The organism is Campylobacter concisus (assembly GCF_002914005.1).
GTDB lineage: Bacteria > Campylobacterota > Campylobacteria > Campylobacterales > Campylobacteraceae > Campylobacter_A > Campylobacter_A concisus_N.
This window is the reverse complement of the sequence record NZ_POZU01000064.1, coordinates 12,194-25,374: the sequence shown is the minus strand read 5'-3', so window position 1 is coordinate 25,374 and position 13,181 is coordinate 12,194. Positions and strand designations below refer to the sequence as shown.

Below are 13,181 nucleotides of genomic sequence, written 5' to 3'. Positions count from 1 at the left end.
TACTTAATTTTAGATTAATAAGGAAAAAATTTTGAAAAAATTTTTATTTACTTTGTTGTCCGTTTTTATTTTTACAGGCTGCGTGGCTACCAGAATACCGCAAAATTCACAAGCTTTTCAAGTTACTTTATTTTCTCCGATGATAAAGATAAATGACGTTGGATTTTTTCACAAATATAAAAATGAGTTAAATTTGCAAATTTACAGCTCCGGCGTAAATACCGCAAATATAAACATAAGAGATAAAATTTGTATAAATAGCGCTTGTTTTAACAAGACTGAGTTTAATGAGAAATTTTTTCTAGCCCCGCACTACGAGAGCCTTTTTGAAGAAATTTTGCAAAGAGAAAAGATTTATGATGGCAAAGGCTTGATAAATACGGAGTGTGGTTTTAGTCAAGATCTAAGTTCATATTTTATAAAATACGAGGTTTGCGACAACTATGTCAAATTTGTAGATAGCAAAAACAAAATAAGAGTGATAATAAAAGAGTTAAAATGAGATACATCGGAGCTCACGTAAGTGCGGCTGGGGGCGTGTTTAATGCACCTTTAAATGCTGCAAAAATAGGAGCAAATGCCTTTGCGCTTTTTACAAAAAATCAACGCCAGTGGAATGCAAAAGAGCTAAGTGCTAGTGAAATAGAGCAGTTTAAAGAAAATCTAAAAATTTCTGGCATAAGCACAAAGCATGTTTTGCCACACAGTAGTTACTTGATAAATTTAGGCCATCCAGATGAGGAGGCAAGAGCAAAGTCGCTTGAAGCCTTTGTAGATGAGATAGATCGCGCCAGTAAGCTTGGGCTAGAGCTTTTAAATTTTCATCCAGGCTCACATCTAAAACAAATAAGCGAAAAAGAGTGCTTAGATAATATTGCAAACTGCATGAATGCGGCACTTAAGCGCACAAGCGGTGTAAAGCTAGTCATCGAAAATACAGCCGCACAAGGCTCAAATTTAGGCTTTAGTTTTAAGCAGATTGCTTATTTGATAGAGCGAGTAGACGATGAGAGTAGGGTTGGTGTTTGCTTTGATACCTGTCACGCATTTGCTGCTGGATATGATCTAAGAAGTAAAGAGGCCTACGCCAAAACGATGGGGGAATTTGATGCGATCATTGGCTATAAATTTTTATCTGGCATGCATTTAAATGATGCAAAATTTGGGCTTGGCTCGAAAAAAGATAGGCACGATAGCCTTGGCAAGGGTGAGCTTGGATTTAGTGCTTTTAAAAATATAATAAATGATGATAAAATGGGCGAAATTCCTTTAATATTAGAGACGATTGACGAGAGTATTTGGGAAGATGAGATAAAAATTCTAAGAAATTTTGAAAAGGAAAAACTATGAAAAAAGTGCTATTAAGCATTATTATGGCATCTACTTTGCTAAATGCTGGTGGTTATAAAGTTCCTGAGCAAAGTGCTGATTCTTTAGGCCTTGCTGCTAGTAACGTAGCCTTTAGTTTTGGAGCTGACGCGGCATATTTTAACCCTGCAAATATGATATTTTTAGATGGACGTCATCACATAGAAAGTACCCTTGGCTGGTTTCATATAAATAAGCTCGAGTTTAAAAGTGATAGTGGCAAAAGCTACAGGTCAGAAAAATTTGACTCGCTAGCTGGTACATTTAGTTTTGTAACGCCAGAAATTTATGAAAACTGGAAATTTGGTTTAGCTCTTGCCGTTCCTGCTGCTGTTGGTGTATCATGGGAGGATCCAGCTACCGCATTTACCGCTAAAAGGTTTAAGCTGCAAGTTGTTGAGCTAAATCCAACCGTGGCTTACCGCATAAACGATAAGCTCGCCGTTGCTATTGGTGCTAGAGGTGTTTACACCAAAGGTAAGATAGCAAGTGACTTTGGACGAATAGGCTACAGAGAGATAAAAGGCGATGGTATGGGCTATGGCTATAATGTCGCGCTTACTTATAGGCCTATTGAGGATTTGAGCTTTGCCGTTACTTACCGCTCAAATGTAAATTTAGACCTCAAAGGCCATACAGATGCCGATTTTAACGGAGCGCTATCTCCTATAAGCTATCATGGCAAAACAAAAGTTGAGATCCCGCTTCCTGCTCAGCTTGTACTTGCAACTGGATATAAATTTAGCGATTTTACTCTTTTGATAGCTTTTGAGAGGACGTATTGGTCTAAATTTAAAGGCTATGACTTTGAATACATGGATAAAGGTCCAGCTCACTCGCATCCAGCTTTTGCAAGATTCATGGACGATCCAGTCATTAAAAATGCAAAAGATACAAATACGTATAGATTAGGTCTTGCTTATGATGTCAATGAAAAATTTAGACTAATGGCTGGCTTTGCTTATGATGAGGATATTACAAGTAGCAAGCATACTGGCTTAGAACTTCCAAATACTACATCTAAGGTGTATTCTTTTGGAGTAAATTATAAATTTACACCAAATCTTGAAATGGCACTTGGATATGTTTATCAACACCGTGATAAGAAGCGTGCGACAGGTATTACCAACAGTATTGCTACAAAAATGTCAGGGGAATTTGATATTGGTACGATCCAAATCCTTGGTACGACTTTTAAATATACATTTTAGTTAGGGTCAATAATGCGATACTCTTATAATAATTTTTATGAAATTTTAACCAAAGTAGCAAAGGAAAACCCAAATCAGGTAGTTCTTTTTGAAGAAAAAGAGAAGCTAAAATATCGCGAATTAAAGCAAAATGTCGATAAAGTGGCAGCTTATTTGCAACTTGCTGGAGTAAAATTTGGTGATAAAGTGGCCATGGCTGTGGCAAACTCGAAAGAATTTATCATTTCATATTTGGCTATAACGGCTATTGGCGGTATTGCAGTGCCAATGAATACCTTTTTAAAAACAAATGAGTTTGAATATATCATAAATGATTGCGGTGCAAAGGTGCTTTTTGCGTCTAGCTCGCTTGCAAAAGAGTTAATCGCATTAAATGAGCTTGAAATTTTAAGAAAGATAATCTGGATCGGAGCAATACCAAAGAAACTTCAAAGTGCTTCAAAAGATGAATATATAGACACTGACGAAGAGTATGGCGAGAGCGCGTATCTCACTTCAACGCCTCAAATTTCAAAAGAGGATATGAGTAAGGGCTATGAAAATAATGGCCTTGTTAAAAACGTAAATTTTGCAGAAACTCTAAATCATAAATACGCTCTTAGCATTACAAAGTATCCGGTAATAGATGATTTAATGCATATAATTTACACTTCAGGCACTACTGGCAAGCCAAAAGGTGCGATGATAAGCTATAAAAATATCTTTTCAAATTTAATTGGAGCTCATGATCGTTTCATAGTGAAAAAAAGCGATCGTTTCATAGTCTTTTTACCGATGTTTCATAGTTTTACACTAACTGCAATGGTGTTGCTTCCGATATTTGCGAGTGCTTCGATGGTTCTTGTAAAGTCGGTATTTCCGTTTTCAAATGTGTTAAAGCAAACTTTGCTAAAGCGTGTAACTGTATTTTTAGGAATTCCAGCCATCTATACAGCTATCGGTAAGGCAAAAATTCCTTGGTATTTTAGATGGTTTAACCGCATTAGATTATTTGTAAGTGGTGCAGCTCCGCTTGCAAAGCAGACGATAGATGACTTTAGGGTGAAATTTCCACGCGCGACACTTGTCGAGGGATATGGCCTTAGCGAATGCTCGCCAGTCGTAGCTGCAAATTTATATGATAAACAAAAGCTTTTAAGTGTAGGGCCTGTGCTTGATGGATATGAGGTGAAGATCGTAAATGATGAGATGATGGAGCTTCCAGTTGGCCAGATCGGTGAGATCATCATAAAGGGCGACTGCGTCATGCAAGGCTACTATGGTATGCCAAGCATCACTGATGAGACCATAATAAACGGCTGGTTAAAGACCGGAGATCTTGGAAAAGTCGATGAAGAGGGCTTTATCTATATCGTTGATCGTAAAAAAGACCTTATTATATCAAAGGGCATTAACATCTATCCACGTGAGATTGAAGAGGTTATTTACAAACTTGAAGCAGTTGAAGCAACAGCGGTAATCGGCGTAAAAGACGTACACGCTGATGAAGAGGTTGTGGCATTTATACAAGTAAAAGAGGGTATGGATCTAGATGAAAAAATAGTAAGAGAGCATCTAAGGAAAAATTTAGCGAATTTCAAGATACCAAAAAGTATCTATTTTGCCGAAGAGTTGCCTAGAAACGCTACTGGTAAGGTGTTAAAACGTGTATTAAAAGAGCAAATAGAGCAGATGAAGGATAAATTTTAGTGAAATACTTGCTTGATTTTTTAAACCAGGACCTCAAGAAAAGCAAAATTTACGAGCTGATAAAGTGCGGCGACGAAGAGGGAGAAATTTTAAAATATCTAAGTAAAGCTTATGTGCAAGGAACAGCTAATATGAGCGTTTTTGAGCTACTTGGAGCAGTCTTTGGCACACAAAATGATAAGCAGCTTTTGTATCTAAAATTTATAAAAAATTTGCTTGATAGTGGCTGGATTGTACAAAATTATAGTCTTTTTAAAATACCTGAAAGCACGCAAAGGGCTTCAGCTCAAGGGCTTCTTTCGTTGCTTCATTCTGAAATTTCTCTATCAGCCACATTTTTAAAGATTCTTGAAGATGGCAACGCTGATATAAATTTACCAGAGCTTACGCCGTATGAGGATCATTTGGAGTATTTAAAAGATCAGTTTTTAAAGGTGGAGCTTTACTCAAAGGCTACCATTTTTGGCGATGGTTCAAGTGACGCTAAAAAGCGGATAAATGAGCAAATTTCTGAGCTTACAAAACGCATAAACGAGCGCGTAAAACTAAGCAAGATCAGCCTAAAGATAGAGCAAATTTTTAAAGAAAATTCGCTTGATGAAAAAGAGCAGATCATATTTTTAGCCATTTTAAAAGAGGAGTACGCGGGCGACTTTGAAAATGGACGAGATCTAAACACGCTAGTTGGACTAATAAGCAAAGACGAGCTTGAGCGCATCAAAAATCGTACTCTTTTAGAGGACGGCTCAAGGCTCATCGAGGGTGCGCTGATCGACTATGACGAAGTTTTAAACGCTTATGGCAACGTTAGCAAGAGCTTTTTTATAAATGAAGAAATTTTGCAAAGCATAATGCACCCAAAAAATGACAAAAATAGCAAGAAAATCAAGATCGAAAGCCTGGTAAAAGAGCAAGAAATTTTTGAGCTAATAGAGCCGGTAACTAGCCTAGAAGATGTCGTGCTAAACGAAAAAACAAAGCAGCTTTTAAGCACGATACTAAAACAAGTCGATAAAAAAGTACTCGCTAGACTTAGTAGCTGGGGCATAAAAACTAGAAAAAATATAGACGCTAAGATCATCTTTTACGGCGAGCCTGGCACTGGTAAAACCATGAGTGCCGTTGGGCTTGCAAAGAGCCTAAAGAAGCAAATTTTAAGCTTTGACTGCTCAAAAATTTTAAGCAAATATGTCGGCGAGAGCGAGCAAAATGTAAGGAAAATTTTTGACACTTACAAAGAAATTTGCAAAAAAAGTGGCAGTGAGCCGGTGCTCTTGCTAAATGAGGCCGATCAGTTTTTAAGCACGAGAGTGGAGAGCTCAAGTGGAGCTGAAAAGATGCATAATCAAATGCAAAATATCTTCTTAGAGCAGATCGAGCGCTTTGAGGGCGTGCTGATCGCCACGACAAATTTCTTGCAAAGCCTTGATGTGGCGTTTTCTAGAAGGTTTGATTATAAGATCGAGTTTAAAAAGCCTGATTATAACGGCAGACTTGCCATTTGGCGTAAAATTTTGCCTGAAAATGCGAGCTTTGAAGATGGCTTTAGCGTAGAAAGGCTGGCTGAGTTTAACTTAAGTGGCGCTCAGATCGTCCTTGCACTAAAAAATACTGCTTTGAAAGTGGCGATAAAAGATGATGGGATCTTTACCTTTGAGGACTTTAAAACGACGATAGAGCGCGAGCTAAACTCAAGCTTTGGCGAAGATAAGAAGATGGGATTTGGCTCTTAAGTCTTTCTCTCTTGATTTCATTGTTTGTATAAATTTAAACAAATATAAATAAACAAGAGCCTCTGACGTTGGTGGGAAACCTGCTTTTATCTAATTAGAATTTATGCGTTTGCCGCCGCCAAAGTCAGGGAAAGTGTAAGTTAAACTCAAGCTTTGATGAGAAAAATAGGTCTTGGCTCTTAAGCTCTTCCAAATTTTACTATCTCATGCAACATATGTTTTGCGCCACGAGGCGAAGTTTAAAGTGTCAGAGATTACGATCTAAATGTAAAATTTTGCTTTCATAGTTAAATTTATGCCATGATTGCCACCAAAATTTACAGCAAGACAGATATCGGTATATAGATACTTAGTATAAATTTATCTTGTTCGCCTGTCTTAAATTTACTACCGCAGATTTTGTAAATTAGTAAGTTTTTGTAAAACCCAAATTTTGAAATTTGCCCACTTTGTGATCGCTATTTGGAATACATATTTGCACGTTTGGTGCTTTAAAAAAGTTTTATTAAAATCTTGTCATTTTGTGTAATACAAAAATAGCCGTCTCACGAAGTCTAAAATAAAAAGTCTCATAAATTTCAAATTCTCTTTCATGATATTTGTAGCAGCGCTTTTTGAAATCAAAAAAGAGATGAGAAAATAGAAATTTATAGGTCTTTGAGTGCAATTCTTACACCAAAAACAAAGAATTAGTACATGATCACTTTAAAAATTAGTATAAAATTTTGATTATATTTTTAGTAAGACCTAAGAATCTATAAAAATTTTAGTAGCCAAATTTTGTAAAAAGGTTTATAAATTTTAGAAATTTACTGATTGATCTTATCAAGTAGTTCTTCGACCTCTTCAAGTGCAAAGGCCTCTTCTGAGCTTTGTTTTAAGAAGCTCTCCATAAATTCTTTTTTCGAGATCGCAAGGTCAAGCTCCTTGTCGCTACCCTTTTGATAGGCTCCGATGCGAAGCAGGACCTCATTTTCTTTTAAAAGTGAGTAGAGGCGCTTAAATTTCATCGCATTTTGCTTGTGCTCCTTGCCGATCACATCGCCCATGACACGAGAGGCCGAGTTTTGGATATTGATAGGTGGGTAAATTCCAAAGTCCGTTAGCTCGCGGCTTAGCACGATGTGCCCATCCAGGATAGAGCGACTTTGGTCAGCTATCGGATCGCTCATATCATCACCCTCGACAAGCACGGTGAAAAACGCCGTTATACTGCCCTTGCCCTCTTCTTTGCCAGCGCGCTCCATTAGTTGAGGTAAAAGTGTGAGTGAGCTTGGCGGATAGCCTTTTGACGTAGGCGGCTCGCCAAGTGCAAGGCCGATCTCACGCTGTGCCATCGCAAAACGTGTCACGCTATCCATGATGAAAAGCACGTCATTGCCTTGTTGTTTGAAGTACTCAGCCACGCTCATCGCACAAAATGCGCCATACTTTCGCATGAGCGAGCTATCATCGCTGGTCGCTACGATTATGACCGTACCCTCCAGGTCGCCGCCTAGGTTTTTTTCTATAAATTCAGGCACCTCGCGACCACGCTCGCCTATTAGCGCGACTACTTTTATCGGTGCTAGTGTGTTTTTTACGATCATGCCCATGAGGGTTGATTTGCCCACGCCAGATCCTGCAAAAATTCCTAGCTTTTGCCCCTTGCCACAGGTAAGTAGCCCATCTATCGTCTTTATACCAACACTAAATGGCTCATTTATAAGCCCCCTTTTCATCGCATCTATCGGTGCTCTCATAATCGGCATGTACTCGGTCGTATCGATCGTGCCTTTACCGTCTATTGGCTTCATAAATGGATCTACTACGCGCCCAAGCAAATTTGGCCCCACAGGTATATTCATGCCTTGATCGCTCTCATAGACAAAGTCGCCTATCCTAAAGCCCTCGACAAAGCCAAATGGGCTGATATATGCACCATCTGTTTTTATTTGCGTAACCATGCCAAGACCATTTTTGCTCTTATCTTTTGCAACTATACGCACGATGTCGCCGATGCTTGGACGAAGCCCAGTGATCTCGATAGTTGTAGCTGTGATTTTAGTTATGATGCCAAAGGTGTTTGAGAGTTTCATACCCTCTTTAAGCTTTAAATTTATATGCTCTAAGCTCAAAAATGCGTTTCCCTAGGAGAGTTTATAAGCGAGAAAAATTCTCGTCTTGTGTCCGCGTTTTTGATAAAGCAACCTCTAAGAGCCGAGGTTGTCGTAGTTGAGTTTATCTTTTGCACACCCCTCATCTCAACGCACATATGTCTAGCCTCAATAACTACTCCAACACCTTTTGGAGCGATTACGTCCTCGAGTGCCTTTGCGATCTGCTCGGTCATTTGCTCTTGAATTTGCAAGCGTCTGGCGTAGATATTTACCATGCGTGGAATTTTACTAAGGCCAACGACCTTGCCATTTGGAATGTATGCTACATGCACGCGGCCGATAATAGGCAACAAATGGTGCTCACAAAGGCTGTAAAACTCGATGTTTCGCATCAAAACCATCTCATTATTTGAGCTAGTAAAAAGTGCGTCACCAAGAACCTCTTTTGGATCTTCATCATATCCGCTAGTTAGAAATTTAAACGCTTTAAAGACACGCTCAGGCGTCTTTATAAGGCCTTCTCTATTTGGATCTTCGCCTATAATCGTTAGCATGTTTTTAACCGAATTTTCAAAACTCTCTTGCATAAATTTTCTCCATAATTTTATTGCTAGATTTTACGTTAAAACGCCTTTTATATCTATAAAAATTTACAAATTTACAATGAAATAAGGAAAATTCTGCTATATTTTGGGCTAAAAATTTGTATTCATAAAGGAATTAGATGGAAATCAAAACAAAAGCTCTAGATAGCGTAAATACCTTAGCAAGCACGACTATAAGTGCAGATGCTATAAAATCTAGCGTAGAGAAACTAGCAAAAAAAGCAGCAAAAACTATGAAAGTAGACGGCTTTAGACAAGGCCATGTGCCAGTTGCTATTGTGCTAAAACGCTACGAGAAAGAGCTAACAAACGATGCTGAACAAGATGTCTTAAGAGATGTTGTTGATGAGGCTATAAAACAAGCAGGCAAGAAAAATGATGATCTTATCGGCGAGCCTATCGTTTCAAAATTTGACAGAAAAGATGGTAAGATCGATGTTGAGCTAACAGTTTCATTTAAACCAAGCGTCGATGTGAGCGGCTATGAGAGCTTGATACCTGAGTTTTCAAACCCACGTGTTTTGAAAAAAGATATCGATGAGAAAAAGAGCGAGCTTTTAAAAATGATAGCTCCACTTGAGAAAATTGATGGCAAAAGAGGTCTAAAGGTTGGCGACTTTGCTAAATTTGACTTTGAAGGCTTTGTTGATGGCGTTGCATTTGATGGTGGCAAGGCTGAAAACTATGTGCTTGAGATCGGCTCAAATCAATTCATCCCAGGCTTTGAAGATGGCATGGTAGGCATAAAAGCTGGTGGTGAAAAAGATATTGAGGTTAAATTCCCAGAAAACTACGGCGCTGCACATTTAGCTGGCAAAGATGCTGTTTTTAAAGTCAAACTTCATGAAATTCAAGAGAGAAAAATTCCTGAAAAACTAGATGAAGAGATGTTGAAAACTCTACTTCCAAATGAAGAAAAACCAACTGAAGAGCTACTTGATGAGCGTATAAAAGAGCAAATTCGTCAAGAGAAAATTTATAAACTTATAAATGATGAGCTTAAGCCAAAATTTGCTGAAGCTGCGGTTGAAAAATTTAAATTTGACGTGCCAAAAAATATTGTCGAGCAAGAGATTGATATGCAGTTTAGAAACGCATGGAGCTCATTTACTCCAGATGATATGAAAAAATTTAGAGAGGACAAAGATGCTCTTTCTAAAAAACGTGACGAGTTTAGAAAAGATGCTGAAAATAGTGTTCGTTTAACTTTCATCATCGATGAACTAGCTCGCGTAAGAGGCGTGAAAGTGAGCGATCAAGAGGTCGTTCAAGCGATCTATTTTGAGGCATATAGAAGCGGTCAAGATCCAAAAGTACACCTTGAGATGTACCGCAACCAAGGCATGCTTCCAGCTATAAAGATGTCAATGATCGAAGAGAAGCTATTTAGCGAGCTCTTTAACAAAGAAAAAGACGAAAAAAAAGCAAGTAAAAAAGAGAAGGCTGAGTAATGAGCTATTACGTTCCTGTCGTAGTTGAAAGAACTAGCAGAGGTGAGCGAAGCTATGATATATATTCTCGTCTTTTAAAAGACAGGATCGTTATGCTAAGTGGCGAGATAGAGGACGGCATGGCCGCTTCTATCGTCGCTCAGTTGCTATTTTTAGAGGCTGAGGATCCAGATAAAGATATCTATCTATATATAAACTCACCAGGTGGCGTTATAACAAGTGGTTTTAGCATCTATGATACGATGAACTACATAAAACCAGATGTTTGCACGATCTGCATCGGCCAAGCTGCTAGTATGGGTGCATTTTTGCTAAGCTGTGGCGCACCAGGTAAAAGATATGCGTTGCCAAATTCTCGCATCATGATACATCAACCACTTGGCGGCGCCAGAGGACAAGCGACTGATATCGAGATACAAGCTCGTGAAATTTTGCGTATGAAAGAGATTTTAAATGGAATTTTGGCCAAAAATACAGGTCAAAAGCTAAGTAAGATTGTAAAAGATACTGAACGTGACTTCTTTATGAGTTCGGCCGAAGCCAAAGAGTACGGACTTGTTGATAAAATTTTGGAGAAAAGTTTTAAATAAGGCCCAAAGTGATAAAGATAGATAATGCACCAGACCCTAAGAAAAAAGCGGTTGAGGTAAAACATATTCTAGAAAAAGAAAAGGTAGATATCTACAGATTTTCAGAAAATGTTTTGCATGAATTAAGCGATGATAATGTTCCATCTACGCCAAATAATTACTCTATTTATTTTGAGAAAATGCTTGATGGACAGCCTGATGAATTTAGAAAAGAGATCGGTGATATGATAGTCATAAATTCCGAGATATCAGTGCCATCAGGTAGTAATATTTCTATTGAAAAAGAGATAAAGCAAGGATTTATCCAGATAAAAAGTATGCTTCAAGCTGTGGTGCTAATCTATAAAAATTTAGGCATCATGAGAGGCCTAGTACAAAAGCGCATGGATGCACTCAAAAATAATACAAATATCCTAGCTCTTCAAAATGTTTTAAGCGCATTTAACCATGACCTAATAAAATTAAACAGCCTTATGGATAAACATCTTGATGTCATTAAAGTAAGCTATGACGAAGTAGCTAAGATGCTTAAATCTATTGAAGAGCAGTCGATTTATGATACGACATATGACGTTTATAATAAAAAATTTCTAGTAGCCACAGTGCAAAGTGAAGTAGAAGCCGTTAAAAGATATGGCTATAACGCATCGTTTTTACTAGTAAGAGCAAAAGATAGATTTACAAATCGTGTAAAAAATTTAAAAGAGCGAAACAATATGTATAAAGCTATATCACAGCTTCTTTTAAGAACTTCTAGAAGAAGCGATATAGTAGCTCATTACGGTGATGGCTGTTTTGCTATGGTTATGAAATATACTGATGAAAATGGCACAAAACAAGCCGGTAGCAGAATTTTAAATATGCTTTCATCTATACCTTGGAAGATAGATGGTGAAGAGTGCAAGCTTGATATCCAAGTGGTTTCAAGCATGATAACAAAAACAAGAAGCGCTGAAGAATTAATCTCTTACTCGTTAGATCAACTAATACTAACACAAGATGATGAGCAGCCTATATTTTTGGGTGAATAAGTAGGAGTTTGAGCTTGATCTTAGAGGTTTTATCTTATCCAAATAAAAAACTTTATGAAGTCTCAAAAGAGGTTAAAAATTTTGATGAGGAACTTCACAAACTACTTGATGATATGTATGATACGATGATTGCAAAAGAAGGCATCGGTCTTGCTGCTATTCAGATAGGTGTCGCAAAAAGAATTTTTATTATAAATCTAGCTAATGACGAGGGCGTACAAGACAAAGAAAATTTAATCGAAATCATAAATCCAAAATTTGAATTACGCGAAGGAGAATGCATCTATCAAGAGGGTTGCCTTAGTGTGCCTGGATATTATGAAGATGTAAAAAGAAATGAGGTTGTGGCCATCAAATATCAAGACCGCTTTGGCAAAGAGCAAAGCTTAAAGGCTGATGGGCTTTTAGCTATCGCTATCCAGCATGAAAATGATCATTTAGATGGACATCTTTTTATAGAAAAAATCGGCTTTAACAAACGCAAAAAATTTGACAAGGAATACAAAAAGCAAAAAAAAGAAAAAGCTTCATGAAGTCTTTAAGATGTGCTACTTACGGCGATGGGCTAAAGATAATTGATGTTGAGTCTATCTTCTCTCGTGGGCTTCCTGGTTTTAGCATCGTTGGGCTTGCAAGCACAAGTATCAAAGAGAGTACAGAACGCGTAAAAGCAGCACTTCTAGCACTTGATTTTTCCTTCCCAGCACAAAAGATAACCATAAATTTATCCCCTTCAGATCTGCCAAAAAGTGGCTCACATTTTGACCTGGCTATCGCTCTTCTTATAGCTCTTCAAAAGGCAAAAAGCTTAGAGAAAATTTTTGTCTTTGGTGAGCTTGGACTTGATGGAAGTGTAAAAAGTACGGCAAATTTATTTTCTATCTTACTTTTTTTAAGCACGCAGGTAAAAAACGCAAAAGTCTTAGTGCCAAAAGAGATAGTACAAAAAGCTTCAATGATCCCAAATTTAGAGATTTATGCGGTTAGTACTCTAGAAGAGGCGATTAGTTTTTTTAACGACTCAGAATTTGCGAAAAGCATACGTTTTAACGCTACTCATGAACTATTTTCAAATGTGATAGAAATTTCTGGTAAAAGATATGTTCCAAATTTAAACTTCGAGTTTGATTTTAGGGATGTTTTGGGTCAGGATCGCGCAAAAAGAGCCTGCGTTATTGCGGCCGTTGGTATGCACAATATTTTATTTGAAGGGAGCCCAGGAAGCGGCAAAAGTATGTGCGCAAAACGCCTAGTTTATATCATGGCGCCACAAAGCTTAGAAGAGGTGCTAAAGTCTGCCGCTTACCGCTCTTTAAATCTTCAAGATAGTGAATTTACAAGCACTAGAGCTTTTCGCTCACCACATCATACCTCGACAAAAAGTTCAATATTTGGTGGTGGCTG

General features: G+C 37.9%; 11 protein-coding genes and 1 pseudogene. 10 read left to right on the top strand and 2 right to left on the bottom strand.

The genetic code is table 11. The annotated features are described in order from the left end of the window. Positions 1–31: 31 nt before the first annotated feature. From CYP54_RS07290 to CYP54_RS07270, 5 genes are read left to right on the top strand one after another with little or no spacing between them, the layout of a single operon-like run. Positions 32–502: a hypothetical protein gene (locus tag CYP54_RS07290; RefSeq protein ID WP_103604746.1), complete on the top strand. Its 471-nt coding sequence runs from the start codon at positions 32–34 to the stop codon at positions 500–502. After that, a complete protein-coding gene (nfo, locus tag CYP54_RS07285; protein WP_103604745.1) occupies positions 499–1,350 on the top strand; it encodes a deoxyribonuclease IV in 852 nt (283 codons plus the stop codon). The genes CYP54_RS07290 and nfo overlap by 4 nt, the downstream gene beginning before the upstream one ends. Next, a complete protein-coding gene (locus tag CYP54_RS07280; RefSeq protein ID WP_103604744.1) occupies positions 1,347–2,579 on the top strand; it encodes an OmpP1/FadL family transporter in 1,233 nt (410 codons plus the stop codon). The genes nfo and CYP54_RS07280 overlap by 4 nt, the downstream gene beginning before the upstream one ends. A gap of 12 nt (positions 2,580–2,591) precedes the next feature. Next, on the top strand, positions 2,592–4,268 hold the full coding sequence (locus tag CYP54_RS07275; protein WP_103604743.1) for a fatty acid--CoA ligase: 1,677 nt from the start codon (positions 2,592–2,594) through the stop codon (positions 4,266–4,268). Continuing rightward, the gene (locus CYP54_RS07270) at positions 4,268–6,001 is read left to right on the top strand and encodes an ATP-binding protein (protein WP_103604742.1); all 1,734 of its coding nucleotides are present in this window, start codon (positions 4,268–4,270) and stop codon (positions 5,999–6,001) included. Before CYP54_RS07275 ends, CYP54_RS07270 begins: the two co-directional genes overlap by 1 nt. 809 nt (positions 6,002–6,810) lie before the next feature. On the opposite strand, the gene fliI is transcribed toward CYP54_RS07270, so the two are convergent. Both fliI and folE read right to left on the bottom strand, forming a co-directional pair. Next, a complete protein-coding gene (gene fliI, locus CYP54_RS07265) occupies positions 6,811–8,118 on the bottom strand; it encodes a flagellar protein export ATPase FliI (RefSeq protein WP_103604741.1) in 1,308 nt (435 codons plus the stop codon). Then, positions 8,115–8,687: a GTP cyclohydrolase I FolE gene (gene folE / locus CYP54_RS07260; protein ID WP_103604740.1), complete on the bottom strand. Its 573-nt coding sequence runs from the start codon at positions 8,685–8,687 to the stop codon at positions 8,115–8,117. The genes fliI and folE overlap by 4 nt, the downstream gene beginning before the upstream one ends. Before the next feature lie 137 nt (positions 8,688–8,824). Here folE and tig point away from each other — a divergent pair, with 137 nt between their 5' ends. The 5 genes and pseudogenes from tig to CYP54_RS07235 all read left to right on the top strand — a co-directional run. After that, entirely contained in the window at positions 8,825–10,156 is a 1,332-nt protein-coding gene (gene tig, locus CYP54_RS07255) for a trigger factor (RefSeq protein WP_103604739.1), read from the top strand. After that, entirely contained in the window at positions 10,156–10,746 is a 591-nt protein-coding gene (gene clpP, locus CYP54_RS07250) for an ATP-dependent Clp endopeptidase proteolytic subunit ClpP (RefSeq protein ID WP_054196008.1), read from the top strand. Before tig ends, clpP begins: the two co-directional genes overlap by 1 nt. An 8-nt stretch (positions 10,747–10,754) precedes the next feature. Next, entirely contained in the window at positions 10,755–11,777 is a 1,023-nt protein-coding gene (locus CYP54_RS07245) for a GGDEF domain-containing protein (protein WP_087577215.1), read from the top strand. Between the two features lie 14 nt (positions 11,778–11,791). Continuing rightward, a complete protein-coding gene (gene def, locus CYP54_RS07240) occupies positions 11,792–12,310 on the top strand; it encodes a peptide deformylase (protein ID WP_103604738.1) in 519 nt (172 codons plus the stop codon). Continuing rightward, a pseudogene (locus CYP54_RS07235) lies at positions 12,307–13,179 on the top strand (magnesium chelatase domain-containing protein); the annotation flags it as partial. The gene def and the pseudogene CYP54_RS07235, both read left to right, overlap by 4 nt. Positions 13,180–13,181: the final 2 nt, after the last annotated feature.

Coding starts and splice junctions, on each gene's coding strand:
- nfo (WP_103604745.1), top strand. CDS start 499: ATGAGATACATCGGAGCTCACGTAAGTGCGGCTGGGGGCGTGTTTAAT.
- CYP54_RS07280 (WP_103604744.1), top strand. CDS start 1,347: ATGAAAAAAGTGCTATTAAGCATTATTATGGCATCTACTTTGCTAAAT.
- CYP54_RS07275 (WP_103604743.1), top strand. CDS start 2,592: ATGCGATACTCTTATAATAATTTTTATGAAATTTTAACCAAAGTAGCA.
- folE (WP_103604740.1), bottom strand. CDS start 8,687: ATGCAAGAGAGTTTTGAAAATTCGGTTAAAAACATGCTAACGATTATA.
- tig (WP_103604739.1), top strand. CDS start 8,825: ATGGAAATCAAAACAAAAGCTCTAGATAGCGTAAATACCTTAGCAAGC.
- clpP (WP_054196008.1), top strand. CDS start 10,156: ATGAGCTATTACGTTCCTGTCGTAGTTGAAAGAACTAGCAGAGGTGAG.